Source organism: Actinopolymorpha sp. B11F2 (assembly GCF_040195635.1).
In the GTDB taxonomy this organism is placed as follows: domain Bacteria; phylum Actinomycetota; class Actinomycetes; order Propionibacteriales; family Actinopolymorphaceae; genus Thermasporomyces.
The window spans coordinates 693,660-714,821 of record NZ_JBEFTX010000001.1; the positions used below are offsets into that span (position 1 = coordinate 693,660).

Annotated in this window: 21 protein-coding genes; 10 read left to right on the forward strand and 11 right to left on the reverse strand. The window is 70.0% G+C overall.

Annotation, left to right across the window (positions count from 1 at the left end; genetic code table 11):
- Nucleotides 1–50: 50 nt before the first annotated feature.
- From ABN034_RS03160 to ABN034_RS03180, 5 genes are all read left to right on the forward strand, one after another.
- Nucleotides 51–1,058, forward strand: a complete 1,008-nt coding sequence (locus tag ABN034_RS03160; protein WP_349689436.1) for an LLM class flavin-dependent oxidoreductase — start codon at nt 51–53, stop codon at nt 1,056–1,058.
- A 91-nt stretch (nt 1,059–1,149) separates the two neighbouring features.
- Entirely contained in the window at nt 1,150–1,290 is a 141-nt protein-coding gene (locus tag ABN034_RS03165) for a hypothetical protein (RefSeq protein ID WP_349689437.1), read from the forward strand.
- 2 nt (nt 1,291–1,292) lie between these two features.
- Nucleotides 1,293–2,153 (forward strand): nitrilase-related carbon-nitrogen hydrolase, encoded by an 861-nt coding sequence (locus ABN034_RS03170; RefSeq protein WP_349689438.1) that lies wholly within the window; start codon nt 1,293–1,295, stop codon nt 2,151–2,153.
- An 18-nt stretch (nt 2,154–2,171) separates the two neighbouring features.
- Nucleotides 2,172–3,575 carry a dihydropyrimidinase gene (hydA, locus tag ABN034_RS03175; protein WP_349689439.1) on the forward strand — a complete coding sequence of 468 codons (1,404 nt, stop codon included), beginning with the start codon at nt 2,172–2,174 and terminating at the stop codon, nt 3,573–3,575.
- A gap of 64 nt (nt 3,576–3,639) precedes the next feature.
- On the forward strand, nt 3,640–4,638 hold the full coding sequence (locus ABN034_RS03180) for a TIGR03842 family LLM class F420-dependent oxidoreductase (protein ID WP_349689440.1): 999 nt from the start codon (nt 3,640–3,642) through the stop codon (nt 4,636–4,638).
- Here ABN034_RS03180 and ABN034_RS03185 read toward each other — a convergent pair.
- The 9 genes from ABN034_RS03185 to ABN034_RS03225 all read right to left on the reverse strand — a co-directional run bounded on the left by ABN034_RS03185 (nt 4,616) and on the right by ABN034_RS03225 (nt 12,191).
- The gene (locus ABN034_RS03185) at nt 4,616–5,266 is read right to left on the reverse strand and encodes an acVLRF1 family peptidyl-tRNA hydrolase (protein WP_502878949.1); all 651 of its coding nucleotides are present in this window, start codon (nt 5,264–5,266) and stop codon (nt 4,616–4,618) included. The genes ABN034_RS03180 and ABN034_RS03185 overlap by 23 nt on opposite strands.
- 52 nt (nt 5,267–5,318) lie before the next feature.
- Nucleotides 5,319–5,639 carry a metal-sulfur cluster assembly factor gene (locus ABN034_RS03190; protein WP_349689442.1) on the reverse strand — a complete coding sequence of 107 codons (321 nt, stop codon included), beginning with the start codon at nt 5,637–5,639 and terminating at the stop codon, nt 5,319–5,321.
- Nucleotides 5,636–6,175 (reverse strand): Fe-S cluster assembly sulfur transfer protein SufU, encoded by a 540-nt coding sequence (gene sufU, locus ABN034_RS03195; RefSeq protein ID WP_349689443.1) that lies wholly within the window; start codon nt 6,173–6,175, stop codon nt 5,636–5,638. The genes ABN034_RS03190 and sufU overlap by 4 nt, the downstream gene beginning before the upstream one ends.
- Nucleotides 6,175–7,545: a cysteine desulfurase gene (locus ABN034_RS03200; protein ID WP_349689444.1), complete on the reverse strand. Its 1,371-nt coding sequence runs from the start codon at nt 7,543–7,545 to the stop codon at nt 6,175–6,177. The genes sufU and ABN034_RS03200 overlap by 1 nt, the downstream gene beginning before the upstream one ends.
- The gene (sufC, locus tag ABN034_RS03205) at nt 7,542–8,306 is read right to left on the reverse strand and encodes a Fe-S cluster assembly ATPase SufC (protein ID WP_349689445.1); all 765 of its coding nucleotides are present in this window, start codon (nt 8,304–8,306) and stop codon (nt 7,542–7,544) included. Before sufC ends, ABN034_RS03200 begins: the two co-directional genes overlap by 4 nt.
- Nucleotides 8,307–8,353: 47 nt before the next feature.
- The gene (locus tag ABN034_RS03210; RefSeq protein WP_349326566.1) at nt 8,354–8,689 is read right to left on the reverse strand and encodes a non-heme iron oxygenase ferredoxin subunit; all 336 of its coding nucleotides are present in this window, start codon (nt 8,687–8,689) and stop codon (nt 8,354–8,356) included.
- Entirely contained in the window at nt 8,686–9,894 is a 1,209-nt protein-coding gene (sufD, locus tag ABN034_RS03215) for a Fe-S cluster assembly protein SufD (protein WP_349689446.1), read from the reverse strand. Before sufD ends, ABN034_RS03210 begins: the two co-directional genes overlap by 4 nt.
- A gap of 87 nt (nt 9,895–9,981) precedes the next feature.
- A complete protein-coding gene (sufB, locus tag ABN034_RS03220; RefSeq protein ID WP_349326563.1) occupies nt 9,982–11,394 on the reverse strand; it encodes a Fe-S cluster assembly protein SufB in 1,413 nt (470 codons plus the stop codon).
- A complete protein-coding gene (locus ABN034_RS03225; RefSeq protein WP_349689447.1) occupies nt 11,391–12,191 on the reverse strand; it encodes a helix-turn-helix transcriptional regulator in 801 nt (266 codons plus the stop codon). The genes sufB and ABN034_RS03225 overlap by 4 nt, the downstream gene beginning before the upstream one ends.
- A gap of 260 nt (nt 12,192–12,451) precedes the next feature.
- Here ABN034_RS03225 and ABN034_RS03230 point away from each other — a divergent pair, with 260 nt between their 5' ends.
- The 4 genes from ABN034_RS03230 (at nt 12,452) to ABN034_RS03245 (ending at nt 17,490) form a co-directional block, all read left to right on the forward strand.
- Nucleotides 12,452–14,512: an endo-1,4-beta-xylanase gene (locus ABN034_RS03230; RefSeq protein ID WP_349689448.1), complete on the forward strand. Its 2,061-nt coding sequence runs from the start codon at nt 12,452–12,454 to the stop codon at nt 14,510–14,512.
- A 31-nt stretch (nt 14,513–14,543) separates the two neighbouring features.
- A complete protein-coding gene (locus ABN034_RS03235; protein ID WP_349689449.1) occupies nt 14,544–15,479 on the forward strand; it encodes an ABC transporter ATP-binding protein in 936 nt (311 codons plus the stop codon).
- Nucleotides 15,476–16,306, forward strand: coding sequence for an ABC transporter permease (locus ABN034_RS03240; RefSeq protein WP_349689450.1), 831 nt, complete (start codon nt 15,476–15,478; stop codon nt 16,304–16,306). The genes ABN034_RS03235 and ABN034_RS03240 overlap by 4 nt, the downstream gene beginning before the upstream one ends.
- Before the next feature lie 251 nt (nt 16,307–16,557).
- Complete coding sequence (locus ABN034_RS03245) at nt 16,558–17,490, forward strand: COX15/CtaA family protein (protein WP_349689451.1); 933 nt, start codon at nt 16,558–16,560, stop codon at nt 17,488–17,490.
- Between the two features lie 41 nt (nt 17,491–17,531).
- On the opposite strand, the gene ABN034_RS03250 is transcribed toward ABN034_RS03245, so the two are convergent.
- Nucleotides 17,532–18,437 carry a LysR family transcriptional regulator gene (locus ABN034_RS03250; RefSeq protein ID WP_349689452.1) on the reverse strand — a complete coding sequence of 302 codons (906 nt, stop codon included), beginning with the start codon at nt 18,435–18,437 and terminating at the stop codon, nt 17,532–17,534.
- A gap of 84 nt (nt 18,438–18,521) precedes the next feature.
- On the opposite strand from ABN034_RS03250, the gene ABN034_RS03255 reads away from it, so the two are divergent.
- Nucleotides 18,522–19,478 (forward strand): threonine ammonia-lyase, encoded by a 957-nt coding sequence (locus tag ABN034_RS03255; RefSeq protein WP_349689453.1) that lies wholly within the window; start codon nt 18,522–18,524, stop codon nt 19,476–19,478.
- Here the strand turns inward: ABN034_RS03255 and ABN034_RS03260 are convergent.
- Nucleotides 19,455–21,128, reverse strand: coding sequence for a DEAD/DEAH box helicase (locus ABN034_RS03260; RefSeq protein WP_349689454.1), 1,674 nt, complete (start codon nt 21,126–21,128; stop codon nt 19,455–19,457). The two genes, ABN034_RS03255 and ABN034_RS03260, sit on opposite strands and share 24 nt — an antisense overlap.
- Between the last annotated feature and the right edge of the window lie 34 nt (nt 21,129–21,162).

Genomic DNA, 21,162 nt, shown 5'->3' on the forward strand with positions numbered 1-21,162 from the left:
CACCGAGTACGCGAAGGCTGCGGACCTCACCTCCCGGTGGAAGGGGATCCATGCGTGTGGGCCTGATCTTGCCGTTGGGCGAGGAGTCGCGGCCGGGTGTGCCGCTGAGCTACGCCGACATCCGGTCCCTCGCGACCCGCGCAGAGGACGCCGGCCTGGACTCGGTGTGGGTCTATGACCACCTGCTCGGCGAGTCGACCGAGGATGCGGCGGCGTCGCCGTGGGAGGCATGGACGGTGATGAGCGCGCTCGCCGACGCCACGTCACGCGTACGCATCGGCGCGCTGGTGCTGTGTACGGCGTTCCGACCACCCGCCGTCCTCGCCCGGATGGCCGACACACTGCAGGAGATCAGCGGCGGCCGGGTGGTCCTCGGCCTGGGCGCGGGGTGGCACGAGCCGGAGTTCCAGGCGTTCGGGCTGCCGTTCGACCACCGGGTCCGCAGGTTCGCGGAGGCGCTGGAGATCATCACGACCATGCTGCGTACGGGCCGTGCGTCCGTGTCCGGTCGCTTCCACCACGCCGCCGACGCGCCCGTACGCATCCGCCCGGACCGGACCGGCCCGGACGTGCTGGTGGCCGGAGTTCGGCCACGCATGCTCCGGCTCACCGCGGAGTACGCCGACAGCTGGAACCTCGCGTGGTTCGGCCTGCCCGGCGACCGGTTCCGGGAGGCGAACGCCGCCCTCACCGCCGCCTGCCAGGAGATCGGCCGCGACCCGGCGACGCTGGCCCGCACCGCCGGCATCCGGATCGCCGCTCCCGGCGGCCAGACCGCGAACCCCGACGGTGACGACCAGGATCCGACGCGGGTCATCCGTGGCGACGCCGATCAGATCGCGCGGACGCCTTCGCCGCCTGGGAGTCCGAAGGCGTGTCGGAGCTCATCTGCTGGGCCGAGCCGAGCGAGGCGGCCAGTATCGATCTCGTCGCCGCCGCGCTCGCCCGCTACCGCGCCCGGTAGTACGACGAGAGCTTCGATCGCGACTCGCTCCAAGCCGCCTCGCCGTTCACCGTTTTGCCCCGACCGGTCCGGTGATCGCCTAGCATCGGCCTGACGAGGCGCTGGTCTGCCGCACGCAGGTGGCATCCAAGCCTTCGCGACGGTGGGGCTTCGCCAGGTGGGACCGGCGAGGGGAGCGGGGGGCGATGACGGCAACGAGAGAGTCGCAGGAGCAGGTCGTCCATCACGACGGCCGGGTCGACCTCAGGGATCCGTCCGCCATTGTCGCGAGTCGGTACGCCAACGCCGAACTCGCACCGACGCCGACTAAGGAGGGGAGTGTCTGACCATGCCTGACTCGAGAAGTACGCCGGGAACGGTGCGGGCCGCGCTCGTGCAGCAACGCTGGACCGGCGACAAGGACTCGATGATCGCGAATGCGGTCGCGCACATCCAGACGGCGGCCTCGCAGGGCGCGCATGTCGTGTGTCTGCAGGAACTCTTCTACGGTCCGTACTTCTGCCAGGTGCAGGACGCCGACTACTACTCCTACACCGAGCAGATCCCCGACGGCCCGACGACGCAGCTGATGTGCGAGCTCGCCAGTCAGCACGGCATCGTGCTCGTGGTCCCGATGTATGAAGAGGAACAGCCGGGCGTCTACTACAACACCGCCGCTGTCATCGACGCCGACGGGCGCTACCTCGGCAAGCACCGCAAGAACCACATCCCGCAGGTGAAAGGGTTCTGGGAGAAGTTCTACTTCCGACCCGGGAACCTCGGCTATCCGGTGTTCGACACCGCGGTCGGGCGCATCGGTGTCTACATCTGCTACGAACGCCACTTCCCCGAAGGCTGGCGCGCGCTCGGACTCGCCGGCGCGCGGATCGTCTTCAATCCTTCGGCGACGAGCCGCGGCCTCTCGCAGTATCTGTGGCGGCTCGAGCAGCCGGCTGCCGCTGTCGCCAACGAGTACTTCGTCGGGGCGCTCAACCGCGTCGGCGTCGAACCCCTGGGAGACAACGACTTCTACGGTCAGTCGTACTTCGCCGACCCGCGCGGGCAGGTGGTCGGCGACGCCGCATCCGACACCGACGACGAGGTGGTCGTCCGCGACCTCGACATGGCGGTGCTGTCCGAGGTGCGTGATCTGTGGGCCTTCTACCGCGACCGAAGGCCCGAGACCTACGACTCTCTCGTGACGCCTTAGGTCGAAGGGACGCATGCGATGAACACGGTCATCCGCAACGGAATCCTCATCTCGACCACCGGCGCGACCCCCGCCGACGTGCTCGTCGCCGGTGAGAAGGTCGCGGCGGTCGCGGCGCCCGAGTCAGGCCTCGCCGACACCTGGGCGGCGGGTGCGGACCGGGTGATCGACGCCGCGGGGAAGTACGTCCTGCCCGGTGGCATCGACGTCCACACACACATGGAGATGCCCTTCGGCGGAACGCATTCGGCCGACACGTTCGAGACCGGTACCACCGCCGCCGCCTGGGGCGGCACCACGACCATCGTCGACTTCGCGGTGCAGCCCAAGGGCACGTCCCTGCTGTCGGCGTTGGAGACATGGCACGGGAAAGCCGCCGGCAAGGCCGCGGTCGACTACGGCTTCCACATGATCATCTCCGACGTCAACGACGCCACGCTGAAGGAGATGGACGCCTGCGTCGGGGCCGGAGTGAACTCCTTCAAGATGTTCATGGCCTACCCCGGAGTGTTCTACGCGACCGACGGCGAGATCCTGCGGGCGATGCAGAAGGCGAAGGACATCGGCGCGACGATCATGATGCACGCCGAAAACGGCATCGCGATCGACCAGTTGGTCGTCCAGGCGTTGGCCGAGGGTCGGATCGATCCCGTACACCACGGCACGACGCGGCCGCCGGAGCTCGAGGCGGAAGCAACCCACCGGGCCATCACCCTGGCGAAGGTCACCGGTGCGCCGCTCTACATCGTCCACCTGTCGGCGAGCCAGGCGCTGGCAGCCGTGGCCGCTGCCCGCGACACCGGGCAGAACGTGTACGCCGAGACCTGCCCGCAGTACCTCTTCCTGTCCCTCGACGATCTCGGCCGGCCGGACTTCGAGGGTGCGAAGTACGTCGCCTCGCCACCGCTGCGCCCCGTCGAGCACCAGGACGAGCTGTGGCGTGGGCTCCGGACGAACGATCTCTCGGTGGTGTCAACCGACCATTGCCCGTTCTGTTTCAAGGACCAGAAACAGCTCGGCAAGGGTGACTTCTCGAAGATTCCCAACGGCATCCCGGGCGTGGAACACCGGATGGATCTGTTGCACCAGGGCGTCGTCCGCGGCGAGATCTCGTTGGGCCGCTGGGTGGAGATCGCCTCGACGACGCCCGCGCGGATGTTCGGCCTCTATCCCCGCAAGGGCGTGATCGCGCCAGGGTCCGATGCCGACATCGTGGTCTACGACCCGCGGGCACGACAAACCCTGTCGGTGCGTACGCATCACATGGCCGTCGACTATTCCGCGTACGAGGGAATGTCGATCACCGGCCGGGTCGAGACGGTGCTTTCGCGTGGGCAGATCGTCATCACCGGCGGGGAGTTCCACGGTCGGGCAGGCCACGGTGGGTTCCTCGCCCGCGACCTCTGCCAGTACCTCACCTGAGCGAGCGCCTGCACTCTGGCCCGCTCGCACCGTCGACAACACACGCAGGAAACTTGGGGGACGCATGGAATTCGGGGTGGTCCTGCAGAACGATCCGCCGGCCCGTGACGTCGTCGACCGGATGCGGCTGGCCGAGGGCAACGGTTTCAGCTACGGCTGGACCTTCGACTCCCACGTGCTGTGGCAGGAGCCGTTCGTCATCTATTCGCAGATCCTCGCGGCGACGTCGCGCATGACGGTCGGTCCGATGGTCACCAACCCCGGAACGCGCGACTGGTCGGTGACCGCGTCGATGTTCGCGACCCTCAACGAGATGTACGGTAACCGCACGATCTGCGGGATGGGGCGCGGCGACTCCGCCCACCGGGTGATCGGCCGGCGACCCGCCACCCTCGCCACCGTGCGCGAGTCCATGCACGTCATCAAGGAACTCGCCGAAGGCCGCGAGGTCGTCCACCACGGCGTACCCCTGCGGATCCCGTGGGTACGCGAGGGAAGGCTGCCCATGTGGCTCGCGGGCTACGGCCCGAAGGCACTGCGCCTCGTCGGTGAGGTGGCCGACGGCTTCATCCTGCAGACGGCCGACCTCGACATCGCCCGCTGGACGATCGGGTCGGTTCGTCAAGCCGCACTTGACAGCGGCCGTGATCCGGGCGCGATCACCATCTGCGTGGCGGCACCGGCCTACGTCGGCGCCGACCTGCCGCATCAGCGGGACCAGCTGCGGTGGTTCGGCGGGATGGTCGGCAACCACGTGGCCGATCTCGTCGCGCGTTACGGCACGGACGGCCCGATCCCCCGGGCGCTCACCGACTACATCGCCGGGCGGGATGGCTACGACTACTCCCACCACGGCAAGGCCGGCCATCCGTCCACCGACTTCGTACCCGACGCGATCGTCGACCGGTTCTGCCTGGTCGGTCCGGAGTCGGCGCACGTGGACCGGCTCCGTGAGCTCGCCGAGATCGGGGTCGACCACTTCGCCCTGTACCTCATGCACGACGAACCCGAACGCACGCTCGAGGCGTACGGCCGCGACATCATCCCCAAGCTGCGGCGCTGAGCCGGATGTGGACGGCCCGGAACTCCTCAGGTGTTCGCCGCAACACGGCCAGGCGCGGGTCGGGCACGTGCAGATGCGGCGGTGCGACGAGCCGGTGCAGCGCTCCCAGCCGGGTGTCGGCGAGGACCTGCTCGACTGCCCGCTTGTCACCACCAACGACGACCGCGTCAAGCTCGCCCGCTTCGGCACGGGGGACAACCACCCGGGCGACGACGTCCGCGGCCGCGCCGAACGCCTCCCTCGCCTGCTTCTCCCGCCGCCGGGCGAACCGTTGCTGTGACCAGCCGCCGGCGGCGGACCGGCCCTGCACCAGGCGCGAACCGACCTTCGACGCCACCAGGTGGCGACCCTCGAACACTCCGGCGGCGTACCCACCCATCCGGACGAGTACGACGCCGACCGTCCGGTCACGGCGGGCGTGCTCGACCAGCCCGGCGTACTGCTGAGTCTCGTCGACCGCGAGCGGAGGGAACGGAACGCGACACTCAGCCCGCGCACCATCGGCCGCCGTCACCGTCACGATCTGCGGTGTCGCGGCGTACGACGTCTCTCCGTGTCGCTCGGCGAAGCCGGTGAGCCAGCGGTCGAGCCGTTCGGGCGTGCACCGGATCTCCTTCACGCCCACCATCCTGTCAGCGGACGGACCGTACCGGACCGGCGTGGTGGTGCGGAGATGCCGTTCAGACGTTGAAGCCGAGCGCGCGGAGCTGCTCGCGACCTTCGTCGGTGATCTTGTCCGGGCCCCACGGCGGCATCCAGACCCAGTTGATCCGGAAGGCGTCGACCACACCGTCGAGCGCCACCTGCGTCTGGTCCTCGATCACGTCGGTGAGCGGACACGCCGCGGACGTCAGCGTCATGTCGATCGTCGCGACGCCCTCGTCGTCCAGCGCCACGCCGTAGACGAGACCGAGGTCGACGACGTTGATGCCGAGCTCGGGGTCGACCACATCCTTCATCGCCTCGAGAACATCGTCGTCGGACGTCTTCACTTCGGTCATCGTCCGGCTCCCCTCTCGTCGTCCGGCTGGGTGCCCAACTGCTCCGACGCTACCTGCTCCTGCGTGCCCGCTGCATCACCAGCACCCATCGCCTGCAGGGTCGCGTCCTTCCACGCCATCCAGGCCAGGAGCGCGCACTTGATCCGCGCGGGGTACTTCGACACCCCCGCGAAGGCGATGCCGTCCTCGAGCACCTCTTCGTCCGGTTCGACCTGGCCCTTGGACTGCATGAGCGCGAGGAACTCATCATGCACCCGCATCGCGTCGTCGACCCGGCGGCCGTGCACGAGGTCGTGCAGCACCGACGCGGCCGCCTGGCTGATCGAACACCCCATGCTGTCGTAGGACACGTCCTCGACGACCGGTCCGTCTCCGTCGCCCTCGGCTCTGGACAGTCGGACCCGGAGCGTCACCTCGTCACCGCAGGTGGGATTGACGTGGTAGACCTCGGCGTCATAGGGATCCCGCAGGCCCTTGCCGTGCGGGCTTCGATAGTGGTCCAGGATGATGTCCTGGTAGAGCGCCTCGACCTGCATCAGGTTCCCGTACCCCTATCCACGCCAAGAGCACTGCCCGCGCCAAGAGCACTGCCCGCGCCAAGAGCACTGTCCACGCCCAGAGCACTGTCCACGCCGAAGAAGCGCTTGACCTCCTCGACGCCGTCGGCGAGCGCGTCGACGTCGGCACGGGTGTTGTAGAGGTAGAACGTCGCCCGCGTGGTGGCCGGGATCCCGTAGCGGCGCACGATCGGCCAGGCACAGTGGTGCCCGACCCGGACGGCGATGCCGAGGTCGTCGAGGACCTGGCCCACGTCGTGTGGGTGGATCCCGTCGACGACGAACGACACCGCTCCCCCACGCGCCTCCGCCGTCGGCGGCCCGATGATGCGTACGCCGGGGATGGCGGCCAACCGGTGCAGGGCGTACGCCGTGAGGTCGTGCTCGTGCGCGGCGACGGCCTCCATGCCGACGGCATTCAGGTAGTCGACCGCGGCGCCGAGCCCGATCGCCTGGGCGATGTTGGGCACCCCTGCCTCGAACTTCTGTGGCGGCGGAGCGAACGTCGTCATGTCCATGCGGACGACCTCGATCATCGACCCGCCGGTGAGGAACGGCGGCATCGCCTCGAGCAGCTCGCGACGCCCCAGCAGCACCCCGATGCCGGTCGGCCCAAGCATCTTGTGGCCGGAGAAGGCGAGAAAGTCCACGCCGAGCCGGTGGAAGTCGACCGGCTGGTGCGGCACCGACTGCGCGGCGTCGACGACGACGAGCGCACCGACGACATGGGCCCGGGCGGTGATGAGATCGAGCGGGTTGACCGTGCCGAGGACGTTGGACTGCTGGGTCAACGCCACCACCTTGGTGCGCGGCGTGATCATGGCCTCGACCTCGGAGAGGTCGAGCCGGCCGTCGTCGGTGAGCCCGAACCACTTCAGCGTGGCCCCGGTGCGCTGGCACAACATCTGCCAGGGCACGAGGTTGCCGTGGTGCTCCATCTCGGTCACCACGATCTCGTCGCCGGGGCCGACCGAGAAGCGCTCCGCCGCAGGGCCCGCCGTCGCGGCATTGCTCATCGCATACGCCACGAGGTTGATGCCCTCGGTGGTGTTCTTGGTGAACACCACCTCACCTTCGTCAGCACCGACGAACGCGGCGATCCGCGCCCGGGCGGACTCGTAGAGGTCGGTCGCCTCCTCGGCCAGCCGGTGCGCGCCCCGGTGGACGGCGGCGTTGTGCTGCTCGTAGAAGTCGCGTTCGGCGTCGAGAACCTGGCGCGGCTTCTGCGAGGTCGCCCCGCTGTCGAGGTAGACGAGCCGACGACCGTTGGGCAGGACCCGGTCGAGGATCGCGAAGTCCTTCCGGATCCTCTGCGCGTCCAGCCGGCCTACTGCAGGGGTGGTCGTCACGTGGATGCGCCCGCCTTCGCGTAGCTCGCGTAGCCCTCGGCCTCGAGCTTCTCGGCCAGCTCGGGGCCACCTTCCTCGGCGACCCGGCCGTCGACGAAGACGTGCACGTGGTCCGGCGTGATGTAGCGCAGGATCCGGGTGTAGTGGGTGATGAGCAGGACGCCCTTGTCACCCTTGTCGCTGAACCGGTTGACGCCCTCCGACACGACCTTCAGGGCGTCGATGTCGAGCCCGGAGTCGGTCTCGTCGAGGATCGCGAACTTCGGGTCGAGCAGCTCAAGCTGGAGGATCTCGTTCCGCTTCTTCTCACCGCCGGAGAAGCCCTCGTTGACGTTGCGCTGGGCGAAGTCGGCCCCCATACCGAGCCGGTCCAGAGCGCCGCCCACGTCCTTCACCCAGTGCCGCAGTGCCGGCGCCTTGCCGTCGACGGCGGTCTTCGCCGTACGCAGGAAGTTGGAGACCGAGACTCCCGCCACCTCGACGGGGTACTGCATGGCGAGGAACAGCCCGGCCCGGGCACGTTCGTCGACTGTCATCGTGAGGAGATCGGTGCCGTCGAGCGTGACGCCGCCCTTGGTGATCTGGTACTTCGGGTGGCCGGCGATGGAGTACGCCAATGTCGACTTGCCCGAGCCGTTCGGGCCCATGATGGCGTGGGTCTCCCCCGACGTGACGGTCAGGTCGACCCCACGCAGGATCTCCTTCGGACCGGTCTCGGTCTCGACGGACACGTGCAGGTCGCGGATCTCGAGGGTGCTCACGGGATATCAGGCTCCAGTTTCTCGTGCAGGTCAGTCGCTTGTGGGGTTCATTCGGTCGCGGCGTTCAGGGGATGGCGTACGTCGACGAGCACGTCGTCGCCGTCGATCTTCACCGGATACACAGGCACCGGCTCGGTCGCGGGCAAGCCGGTTGGCTGCCCGCTGGCGAGGTCGAAGCGCGAGCCGTGCAGCCAGCACTCGATCTCGCCGTCGTCGACGTCGCCTTCGGAGAGTGCGACCTCCTCGTGCGAACACACGTCGTAGATCGCGTGGACGGCACCTTCACTGCGGACGATCGCGACGGGTACGCCGTCGATGACGGTCGGCACGACACCCAGGTCCGGTACCTCGGCCAACGCACAGGCGCGCTGGTAGTCGCTCATGCTCCCACCCCCGAGGACGCCGGCGGCAGGCCGACGCTGCGTTCCAGTTCGGCCTCGACGGCGGCGAGCAGCCGGTCCTCGAGCTCGGGAACGCCGATGTGGCGAACGAGGTCGGCGAAGAACCCGTGCACCACGAGCCGACGCGCCTCGTCGGAGGGAATCCCCCGCGACTGCAGGTAGAACAGCTGCTCGTCGTCGAAACGACCTGTCGTGCTCGCGTGACCCGCGCCCACGATCTCGCCGGTCTCGATCTCGAGGTTCGGCACCGAGTGCGCCCGGCAGCCGTCTGTCAGCATCAGGTTTCGGTTGTTCTCGTAGGTCTGGATGCCCTCGGCCGCCTTGCGGATCAGCACATCGCCGATCCACACGGTGTTCGCCTTGCTGCCCTGCAACGCACCCTTGTACTCCACGTTGCTCTTGGTGTGCGGGTCGTTGTGGTCGACGAAGAGGCGGTGCTCGAGATGCTGGCCCGCGTCGGCGAAGTAGAGCCCGAGCATCTCGGCCTCACCACCCACGCCGGCGTACTCGACGTGGGTGTAGATCCGCACCAGGTCGCCGCCGAAAGTCACGTTGACGTGCCGGACCCTGGCGTCACGGCCGACCCGGACGGCCTGGTGTCCCGCGTGGACGGAGCCGTCCGCCCAGTCCTGCATCGAGACGACCGTGACCTGAGCGCCCTCTCCGATGCTGAACTCCACGTTGTCGGCGAAGGTCGCCGTGCCCACGTGGTCGAGGACCACGACCGCCTCGGCGTACGGCTGGACGTCGACGAAGGTGTGGCCGTAGCTCGCGCCTTCGGCGTTCTCGCCGCGGACGGTCACGACGACCGGCTTCGACGGCCGTACCTCCGACGGGATCGTCACGACCGTGGCCTCGGTGAACGACGTCCAGGCCTGGGCGCTCACCCGGTCACCCGGGAGATAGACCCCACCCAACCGGGCGTCGTCCCGGCCGACGGTCTCCACCCGGACCTCCGCGGGCGCGTCGACGTCCACGACGACCTTGCCGCCGCCTGCGGCCGAGCCGTCGTGAAGGCCACGCAGGCGCTTCAGCGGGGTGAACCGCCACACCTCCTCGCGGCCGCTCGGCACCTCGTGGTCGGCGAGGTCGAACGAACCCGGCGGGTGCAGGTGCGAAGCCGGCTTGGCGGTTCCAGAACCGGTACCAGCGTCCGCGCTGCGGGGACGGGTCTTGATCTCGGGCATGTCGGAGTCGTTCTCGCCTTCTGTCGTTCGTGGTGTCCTGTGCCTGCGTTCGTTCGGCATGAGCCGCGGGTGGTGGCCCTGCCGGCGTCAGCCGACAGCGCCCTCCATCTGCAGCTCGATCAGCCGGTTCATCTCGAGTGCGTACTCCATCGGCAGCTCGCGCGCGATCGGCTCGACGAACCCGCGGACGATCATCGCCATCGCCTCGTCCTCGCCCAGCCCGCGGCTCATGAGGTAGAAGAGCTGGTCGTCGGTGACCTTGGAGACCGTGGCCTCGTGGGCCATCTCCACGTCGTCCTCACGGACGTCGACGTAGGGGTAGGTGTCGGACCGGCTCACCGTGTCGATCAGCAGGGCGTCGCACTTCACCGTGCTCTTGGAGTGGTCGGCGCCTTCCTGCACCTCGACCAGGCCGCGGTAGGACGTGCGGCCGCCGCCACGCGCCACCGACTTGGAGATGATCGTGGACGAGGTGTGCGGTGCGAGGTGGTGCATCTTGGCGCCGGCGTCCTGGTGCTGGCCCTCGCCGGCGAACGCGATCGAGAGCGTCTCGCCCTTGGCGTGCTCGCCCATCAGGTAGATCGCCGGGTACTTCATCGTGATCTTCGACCCGATGTTGCCGTCGACCCACTCCATCGTCGCGCCCTCGGCAGCGGTAGCCCGCTTGGTGACGAGGTTGTAGACGTTGTTGGACCAGTTCTGGATCGTGGTGTAGCGGCAGCGGGCGTTCTTCTTCACGATGATCTCGACGACCGCCGAGTGCAGCGAGTCGGTCGAGTAGATCGGCGCAGTGCAGCCCTCGACGTAGTGCACGTAGGCACCCTCGTCGACGATGATCAGCGTCCGCTCGAACTGCCCCATGTTCTCGGTGTTGATCCGGAAGTACGCCTGCAACGGGATCTCGACGTGCACGCCCGGCGGTACGTAGATGAAGCTGCCGCCACTCCACACCGCCGTGTTGAGGGCCGCGAACTTGTTGTCGCCCGGGGGGATCACCGTGCCGTAGTACTCCTGGAACAGCTCCGGGTGCTCGCGAAGCGCCGTGTCGGTGTCGAGGAAGATGACGCCCTGCTCCTCGAGGTCCTCACGGATCTTGTGGTAAACCACCTCGCTCTCGTACTGCGCGGCGACGCCGGCGATCAGGCGCTGCTTCTCGGCCTCGGGGATGCCGAGCTTGTCGTAGGTGTTCTTGATCTCCGCGGGCAGGTCGTCCCAGGTCGCGGCCTGCTTCTCGGTGGAGCGTACGAAGTACTTGATGTTCTCGAAGTCGATCGTCGACAGGTCGGCGCCCCACGTGGGCATCGGCTTGCGGTAGAAGAACTTCAGACCCCGCAGCCGCATGTCGAGCATCCACTCGGGCTCGTTCTTGAGCGCGGAGATCTCGCGGACGACGGCCTCGGACAGGCCTCGTTTGGCCGTGGCACCCGCGACGTCGGAGTCGGCCCAGCCGTACTTGTAGCGGCCCAGACCCTCGAGTTCGGGATGCGCGGTCGTGGTCATGAAGAATTCCTCCCAGTCCGGTCCAGCCGGGTCGTGGGTTGGGTTCGGTCTTGCTCCGTCCGGGGTTCTGCGGCCCGGAGTTCGTGCGTGCGGTGTTCCGGCGTGCGGTGTTCCTGCGTGCGGTGTTCCTGCGGTTGGTGGGGCACGTGCGTCGTGCACACGCCGTCACCGTGGGCGATGGTCGCGAGGCGCTGAACGTGTCGCCCGAGGAGCCGGGAGAACGCTTCGGTCTCGGCCTCGCACAGTTGTGGGAACTGCTCGGCCACGTGGGCGACCGGGCAGTGGTGCTGGCACAGCTGCTCCCCCAGCCGGGCCGGTTCGACCGAGGCAGCGTACCCATCCTCGGACAGCGCCTCGGCCAGCGCGGATGTTCCCTCCGCGCCCGGCGAGGACGCCGCGACGGAGCGGTACCGCTCCTCCAGCCGGCCGACCATGCGGCGCGCGAACTCCTCGACGGCGTGGTCCCCGCCGGTCTCCCTGATGTAGCGGAGCGCGCTCACCGCGAGATCGTCGTACGCCTGGTAGAACGCACCGCGGCCCGCGTCGGTCAACGCGAACACCTTCGCCGGCCGGCCACGCCCCCGGTGTCCGTAGACGCGCTGCTGCCGCCCCACGACGACACCCTCGGCCAGCATGGCGTCGAGATGGCGCCGGATGGCCGCCGGTGTGACGCCGAGCCGCTCGGCGAGGGCGGCGGCCGTCTGTGGCCCGGACTCGAGGATCACCCGCGCGACACGTTCCCGGGTCGACCCGTGCTGGTGGGCCGATTCGGGCGTGACGTCCCGCTGCGTGTCCATGGGCGTGGAATGCCCGCTGGACACACCATGTCCCGCTGCCGCGGGAGCCGCGACAGGCGGCCGGGCGTTTTTCACAACTTCATTGTGCTGTTATTCGGCCGCGCCGGCTAGTGAGGCGCACCTAAGTCGCCGGCCTGAGTCGCATGCGGGCAGCTGCGACCTTCGTCACATCCGTTCCCTTCTGTCGTGACATCGAACCGCCGGAGACGTACGCGTGTCGGCCGGAGGCGACCGTCGGACGATGGTGGAGGCTGGTCCGCGTGTGGGCTCCGATGCGTACGTCCGGGCGGTGGGCGCTCCTCGGCGCCGTCGCGGTCTTGTGCGCCGGTGCCGTGGTCCCCCTCGCCCCGCCGGTACGTGCCGGAGCCGCAGCGCCGCAGACAGGCACGGCAGGCACGGCGCCACAGGCTGACGTGTCAGCCGCCCCCCGCGACGTGCTCGGCCCCGATCCACTTCGCGCCCTCGCCGACGCCGCGAGGACCGGCGACATCCGTCGGCCCCGGATCGTTCCCGTCCGACCGGGCACGATCCCCGACGGACCGGGACTGAAGCGGGCACTCCAGCTCACCGTCGCCTCACCGCCCACCAGCCCGTACGCCGACGGCGAACGCGAGATCAGGATGGCGGCCCGGACTGCCGTGCCGCTGCGGGACGGCCACGCCGTCGTGGTGAGGTTCTGGGGCCGGTCGTTGCGGCGGGCCGACGCCCACGCCCGGTTCAACGTCGAGCAGGCCGGCGGCGACCACCGCAAGTCGGTGTCGGTCGCGCTCGAGTTCGGTCCCGAGTGGCGGGAGTACAAGTACCCCTTCCGGGTCGCGGGCAGCTACCCGGCGGGTGGTGCCCAGGCGTCGTTCTGGCTGGGTCACGGGCCGCAGACGCTGCAGATCGCGGGCTTCTCGCTCCGCGACCTCGGCCCGGGCGACCCGCCGGGGTTCCCGTCCTCGACCTACGAGGGGCGGGGCGAGGACGCCACCTGGCGCGCAGAGGCACGGGCCCGCATCGACGCCTACCGCCAGGGCAACCTCGAGATCCGGGTGCGCGACGCGGCCGGCCGGCCGGTACGCAGGGCCGAGGTGGAGGTGGTCATGCGTGCGCATGCGTTCAGGTTCGGTACGGCCGTCGACGCCGCCACCCTCGGCTCCCACGCCCAGTACCACCAGGTGCTGCGGTCCACGTTCAACCACGGCACCCTCGGCAACGACCTCAGATGGTCGGCGTGGGAGAACACCCGACATCGCCGGCAGGCCACCCTGCCCGCCCTCGACTGGATGCGTACGGCGGGAATGACCACCACCGGGCACGCCCTGCTGTGGCCGGGCTGGCGGCGGATGCCCGAGGACGTCCGGAAGCTGCGGGGTCGGCCGACACTGCTGCGGGAACGGGTCAACCGGCACATCGGCGACGAGGTGGGTGCCCTGCGCGGCACGATCGACGTCTGGGATGTCGTGAACGAGCCGTACGCCATGCACGACCTGCAGGACGTCCTCGGACCGGACGAGGTGGCGTCGTGGTTCCGACTGGCCGACCGGGCCGACCCGTCCGCGCGGCTGTTCGTCAACGACTACGACATCCTCGACGACCACGGCTGGAACCGCCGCCACCAGGACTATCTCTTCACGCTCGTCGAGAAGCTTCGGGACGAGGGCGTCCCCGTCGAGGGAGTCGGATTCCAGGCCCACTTCGCCACTCCGCAGCTGACGCCGCCCGCCGATCTCGTCCCCATCCTCGACCGGTACGCCCGCCTCGGCGTTCCGCTGGAGGTCAGCGAGTTCGACGTGACGACGACCGACGAAGACCTCCAGGCGGACTACACCCGCGACTTCCTCACCGTGGCGTTCAGCCATCCGGCCGTCACCCGGATCACCACGTGGGGGTTCTGGGAGCCGATCCACTGGAGTCCGTCGGCGGCGATGTACCGGGCAGACTTCACGCCCAAGCCGAACGCGGCCGCGTGGCGGAACCTCATCTACCACGACTGGTGGACCCGGGCTGGCGGGCGTACGAACGGCGGAGGCGAGTACACGACCCGGGGCTTCCTCGGCGACTACGACGTCAGCGTCAGGGTCGGCCAGGCGGTCGAGCGCCGCCGGGTGTCGATGCCGAGCCGGGCCGGGACGTTGGTGACCGTCGTGGTCGACCCGACGGCAACGTCGCCTCCAGACACCCGTGAGACCTCCGGTGGCGACTGGTGGCCGTGGCCCGACGTCTGGTCGGCCGGGAGCGTCCGGGTAGCCATCCTGCTCGGGCCGCCCGTCGCTCTGGCCGTGGCGGTCGCGGCCATGGCGTACGCCCGGAAGCACGGCAGGAGGCGGGTCACGTGACGCGAGGGGACCGCCTCTTAGACTCGCCCTCGTGGGTGAGCTCGTCGTCGAGGTCGAGGACCTCGTGGTGCGGTACGGGCGGGGAAGCAGCGCCGTCACCGCTGTCGACGGGCTGAGCCTCACGGTCGGCCAGGCCACCGTGACGGCGATTCTCGGGCCCAACGGTGCCGGCAAGACGACGACGATCGAGACCTGCGAGGGCTACCGGAGACCGAGCGGCGGACGGGTTCGCGTGCTCGGCCTCGATCCGGTGCGCGACCGGCGACAGCTTGTGCCCCGGCTCGGCGTCATGCTCCAGGACGGCGGCGCCTGGTCCGGCGTACGCGCCGTGGAGATGCTGCGGCATATCGCCCGTTTGCACGCCCATCCGCTCGATGTGGACATGCTGGTACGCCGGCTCGACCTGGGCTCCTGCGGCGCCACCACCTACCGCCGGCTCTCCGGCGGCGAACGCCAACGCCTCGCCCTCGCGATGGCGATCGTCGGGCGGCCGGAACTCGTGTTCCTCGACGAACCCACGGCGGGCCTCGACCCTCTGGCCAGGCGTACGACCTGGGAGCTCATCGAGGACCTCCGCACCGACGGGGTGGCGGTGGTGTTGACCACCCACCACATGGACGAGGCCGAACGACTTGCCGACCAGGTCCACGTCATCGACCACGGAACCGTGATCGCGTCCGGGTCCCCTGCCGAGCTCACCTCGCGGGGAGCGGCGAACACGCTGCGGTTCCGCGGTCCCGCAGGGCTCGACGTGCGCTCGCTGCGCGCGGCACTGCCCGAAGGCTGCGAGGTACGCGAGCCCCTGCCCGGTAGCTACGTGATCCAGGGGACGGTCGACCCGCACCTGCTGGCGACGGTGACGGCGTGGTGTGCCTCCAACGGCGTACTCCCCGACGACCTCGCCGTCGAGCGGCACAGCCTCGAGGACGTGTTCCTCGAGCTCACCGGGCGGGAGCTGCACCGGTGACCCCGCGGTCCGCGGCGTCGGAGGCCGGGATGTCGGCGGTGGGAGGGACGTTCGCGCCCGCGCCGGGCCGCGCGCCCTGGCCCCGGATGGTCCTCGCGCAGGGCCTGATGGAGGCGCGCCTGCTGCTCCGCAACGGCGAACAACTGGTGCTCGCGCTCGTCATCCCGCTGCTGCTGCTGGTGATCGGCGCGCTCGCGCCCGGGCTCGACCTCGGATCGGCGGCCGGCGGCGCGCGGCGGATCGACCTCTTGGTGCCCGGCGTGATCGCACTCGCCGTCATGTCGACGGCCTTCACCAGCGTGGCCATCGCGACCGCGTTCGAACGCAGGTACGGCGTCCTCAAGCGGCTCGGCACATCACCGCTGTCACGGACCGGGCTGCTGGCCGGCAAGCTGCTGGCGGTCGTCCTGGTCGAGATGCTGCAACTCGTCCTGGTGGTGGGCGCCGGCTGGTTGCTGGGTTGGCGACCCGGCGTGGGTGTGGGCGGCGCCGCGGCGGCGTTGGTGCTGCTGGTGGTGGGGACCTGCGCGTTTTCCTCGCTCGGCCTGCTGATGGCGGGGACCGTCCGTGCGGAGGCGACCCTCGCGGCGGCCAACCTCGTCTACATCCTCCTGCTCGTGGGTGGAGCGACGCTGGTGCCTGTGGAGGCGTACCCCGCGCTTCTCCAGCCGGTGATCGGCTGGCTGCCGTCTGGGGCGCTCGCGGAGGGACTGCGTCATGCGTTCTCCGATCCCTCCTGGGGCGGTGTGGGCGGGTTCGTGGGCGTCCTCCTCGGCTGGGCAGTCCTGGGCGGGATCGCCACCGCCCGCACCTTCCGCTGGGAGTAGTCGCCCGCCCTCTCGTCACGACGTCCAGCGGGGCGCGCACTCCCATGATCATGGGCGTGGCGCACTCCCATTTCTCCTTGGCGTGGGGCCCTCCCGTGATCATGAAGACTTTCGGCGTATACACGACTTTTCCTTCATGATCACGATCATGATCACGGGAAGAACGGGTTGGTGGTGAGGAGGTGGACCCCCGAAGGGGCGCCGGACACCCGAGGGCGGCGCGGGTGGCGGTGGTACCTACGCTTTACCGCGTGTCACTCCCCCGCCCCACCGCGGCACTGATGCGCAGGCTCGCCGTGGCCGCCCTCGTCGCCAATGTCGGGATCGTCGTCACCGGTGGCGCCGTCCGGCTCACCGGGTCCGGCCTCGGCTGCCCGACCTGGCCGCGGTGCAGCGCGGAGTCGCTCACCACCCATCCCGAGCTGGGTATTCACGGCACGATCGAGTTCGGCAACCGGCTGCTCACCTTCGCGGTCGCGATCGCCGTCGGCCTGGCGTGGCTCGCCGCCCTGCGCCTCCGGCCGCGCCGGCCCGACCTCGTACGGCTGTCCACCGTTCTCCTGCTCGGCGTGCCCTTCCAGGCCGTGATGGGCGGCGTCACCGTCCTCACCGAGCTCAATCCGTGGGTCGTGTCCGCGCACTTCATGGTGTCGCCGGCCCTCATCGCGGTCGCCGTGGTGCTCGTCCGACGTACCCGGGAAGGTGGCGGCGCTCCGGTGCCGACCGTCCCGTCCGCCGTCCGCCGGCTGGCGCAGGTGGCGCTCGCGGCCACGTTCGCCGTGATGTACGCCGGCACCGTCGTCACCGGGAGCGGACCCCACGCCGGTGACGATCGCGCTCCGCGCAACGGTCTCGACTCCGCGATGCTCAGCCAACTCCACGCCGATCTGGTGTTCCTGCTCGTCGGACTCACTGTCGGCCTCCTGCTGGCCCTCCACGCGACCGGCGCACCCCCGCGGGCCCGCCGGGCGGCCACGTGGCTGCTCGCCGTCGAGCTGGCCCAGGGAGGGGTGGGCTTCGTGCAGTACGCCACCGACCTGCCGGTCGCGCTCGTCGGCCTCCACCTGCTCGGCGCGGCGGTGACCGTGGCGATGGCGGCCTGGGTGGTCGTCGGTACGCAGGAACGCGCCGACGACCCGGCGGGTTCGGCGGACGAGGACCAGGCCCGGCTCGCGACCGTCTGAGGGCTTCCGCCGCTCGAGGCCGGCTGGTCCCGACGCTTCGCTCAGAACGCCGGGGCGAAATCCCGGCATACCTCCTGGAGCGCGGAGACGAGCGCGGCCGCCGCGGGTGGATCGGGTGGATGCCCGTACGTCGCGGCGGCGACATGGCGCACCGAGCCGTGCAACCGATCGATCCGTACGCCTGGATGCCGGGATGCGGTGAGCGCCAGAGCCGGGAGGGTCGCCACTGCCACGCCCGCGGCCACGAGGGCCTGCACAGCAACGTAGTCGTCGGTCGTGTAGGCGATCCGCGGGGCGAACCCGGCTTCGCCGCAGCGCCGCACGAGGTCGGCACGGCAGCGTTCGCACCCAGCGACCCACGACTCGTCGGCGAAGGTGGCGACGTCGGTCCGCGGGCCGTGGCTGCGGCTGCCCTTCCTGGTGACGACGTAGATGGCCTCGTCGAGCAGGTGCGCCAGCCGGAGGTCGCTGTCGCTGCCCTCGTCGGGATCGTCGCCGTGCCGGAACACCAGAGCCACGTCGACCTCGCCGGACCGCAGCATCGCGAGACCTTCCGGTGGCTCCGCCTCGGCCAGGGAGAGCTCGACGCCCGGTGCCACTTCCTCGAGCCGACGTACCGCCACGGGGACCACGGTGCCGAGGGCCGAGGGAAACGCGGCCAGCCGTACCCGCCCCCGCCGCAACCCCACATGCGCGGCCAGCTCCGCCTCCGCCGCGTCGAGCCGGCCCAGGATCTCCTCCGCCCGGGCCGCGAGCATCCGTCCGGCTTCGGTGAGCCGGATCCCGCGTCCCGCCCGCTGTACGAGGCGGGCGCCGGTCTCCACCTCCAACCGGGCAAGGTGATGACTCACCGAGGGTTGGGCGTAGTGCAGCTCACGCGCCGCGGCGGTGACCGAGCCGTGCTTGGCGACCGCGGCGAGAACCCGGAGCCGGGCGACGTCGAGCATGCGGTGCATCGTATCGATGCGATCTATGGAACATCGAGACAAGTGGCATTGGGCGAATACGAAACTGTGCCGGAGCCTGGAGCCATGCGCCTACCTTGCTTCACCGACGTCCTCCGCGCCGGTCAGACGCTCCGGCCGCACCTGCCGCCCACACCGGCCTGGTCCTATCCCGCCCTGGACGCGGCGTGCGGGGCTCATGTGGTGGTCAAGCACGAGAACGTCCAGCCCACCGGTGCGTTCAAGGTCCGCGGCGGGCTGACGCTGCTCGCCACCATGCCGGCCGCCGAGCGCGACCGTGGAGTGGTGACCTACTCGACCGGCAACCATGCCCAGTCGATCGCCTACGCGGCTCGGGAGTTCCGCGCGCCCTGCACGGTCGTCATGCCCGAAGGCGCGAACGAGTCCAAGCACCGTGCGGTCGAGGCGCTGGGTGCGACCGTGCTGCTGCGTGGCACGACGCTCGAGGAGTCCGCGACCGCCGCCACGCTGCTCGCCACCCGGTGTGGTGCGCGGCTCGTCAGTCCGGCCGACGAACCCGCGCTGATCGCCGGCGTCGGTACGGCCTACCTCGAACTGCTCACGGCGGCACCTGATCTCGACGTCATCGTCGTACCGGTGGGAGGTGGGAGCAACGCCGCCGCGGCCAGCCTGGTGGTGCGTACCCTCGCGCCGCACATCGAGGTGATCGGAGTCCAGTCCGACGCCGCACCGGCCGCGCACGACTCCTGGCATGCGGGGCACCTGGTCGAGCGCCCCAACCGTACGGAGGTCGAAGGGCTGTCGACCGGCCGCGGCTTCGCGCTGACGCAGCAACTGATGCGGGACGGTCTCGCCGGCTTCGTCCTCGTCAGCGACAACGACATCCGTGCCGCCCAGCGGTTGTTACTGAGCCGCGCCCACACCCTCGCCGAGGGTGCGGGCGCGGCCGGGTTGGCGGTCGTTCTGGGCGATCCGCCGAGGTTCGCCGGGCGTCAGGTCGGCATCGTGTGTACCGGCGCGAACGCCTCGCTCGACCAGCTACGAAGCCTGCTGGCCGCGTGAGACCTGGCCCTTGGGGCGTCCGCGGCGAAAACCGTCCGCGGTCTGGTGGTCGTGCGGACGCCAGGAGTTCTTGGACGAGCCCCGCCGGTTGCCGCTCGGGCGCCCCCGCCCGTTGGTGGGGCGACCGCTGCGGGCTGGCCGGCCGGAGGCGGTCGCCTGCGGTCGTACGACGATCGGCGTGCCGGAGGTGGCGACGTCGCGCACCGCGGTGTGACCGGGCTCGACGTCGACGGCCGTCGCGCTCACCTTGGCCTGCTTGTGCATCCGGTCGACCTCACGCCGCTGGTCGTGGTGGACGAGCGACACGACCGTCCCGGTCGCACCGGCCCGCGCCGTGCGCCCTGAGCGGTGGAGGTAGTCCTTGTGGTCGGCCGACGGGTCGAAGTGCACCACGAGGTCCACGTCGTCGACGTGGATACCCCGGGCTGCGACGTCGGTCGCGATGAGCACCCGGGGCGAGCCCGCCGAGAATCCGGCCAACGCCTTGCGCCTGGCACCCTGCTTGAGGTTGCCGTGGATGGCGACGGACTCGACGCCGGACTGGCGCAACTGCCGGACCAGCCGGTCGGCGCCGTGCTTGGTGCGTACGAAGAACAGCGAACGCCCGGGCCGGGACGCGATCTCGGCCGCGACCGCGACCTTGTCCTCTGGGCGCAGGGTGAAGACCCGGTGCTCCACCGACTCGATCGGTGCGGCTGCCGCGGCGACGGCATGGAATGCCGGGTCACTGAGGTACCGGCCGACCAACCGGCTCACGCCGCGGTCGAGGGTCGCCGAGAACAGCATCCGCTGCCCGCCGGCCGGCGTCAGGTCGAGGATGCGGGTCACCGCCGGAAGGAACCCGAGGTCGGCCATGTAGTCGGCCTCGTCCAGAACGCTGATCCTGACGTCGCTGAGACGGCATTCGCCCTGCTCGATCAGGTCGATGAGACGACCCGGCGTGGCGACCACGATGTCGACACCATCACGGAGGGCGAAGACCTGACGGCGCATCGACGAACCGCCGTAGACCGTGGTCAGCTCGATGCCGAGCCGCCGGCCCAACGGCGCGAGCGCGTCCGCAACCTGCTGGGCCAGCTCACGGGTGGGGACGAGGACGAGTCCGCGAGGGTTGCCGGGCGTCCGCTCCCGCACTGTTTCGGCGAGCGCGGCGAGCATCGGCAGCCCGAACGCCAGTGTCTTGCCCGAGCCCGTCTGCGCCCGGCCGAGCACGTCTCTCCCGGCGAGCGCGTCGGGCAGGGTCCTCGCCTGGATCGGGAAGGGCTGGCGGATGCCGCGACGACTCAGCGCCTCGGCCAGTCGCTCGGGCAGGTCGGTGTCGGAGAAGCTCTCCGGCAGATCGGCCGGCTCGACCCGCGCGGCCGCGTCGAGGGCGGCGTCGAGCTCCCGCTCACGGGCTCGATCGGCGTCGACCGGGCGCGGCTGGGTCGCCGGTCGTGCGGACTGGCGTCGGGCGAACCGGCCACGGTCGTTGGACCTTCCGCCACGGCGCTCACCGGACGACTGGTTGCCATACGTACGACGACCGCCCTGGGAACCGGAGTTCGCGGAGCGGGCGGAGTTCGGGTTGTCGCGGCGCTGGCCCTTGCCGGACCGCGAGGACGAGCTGGTTCGGGCACGGGGCGTGGACGTGTTGGGGCTTTGTGGCATGAAGAAGGAATGCTCCGTCGTGTTGGACAAGCGG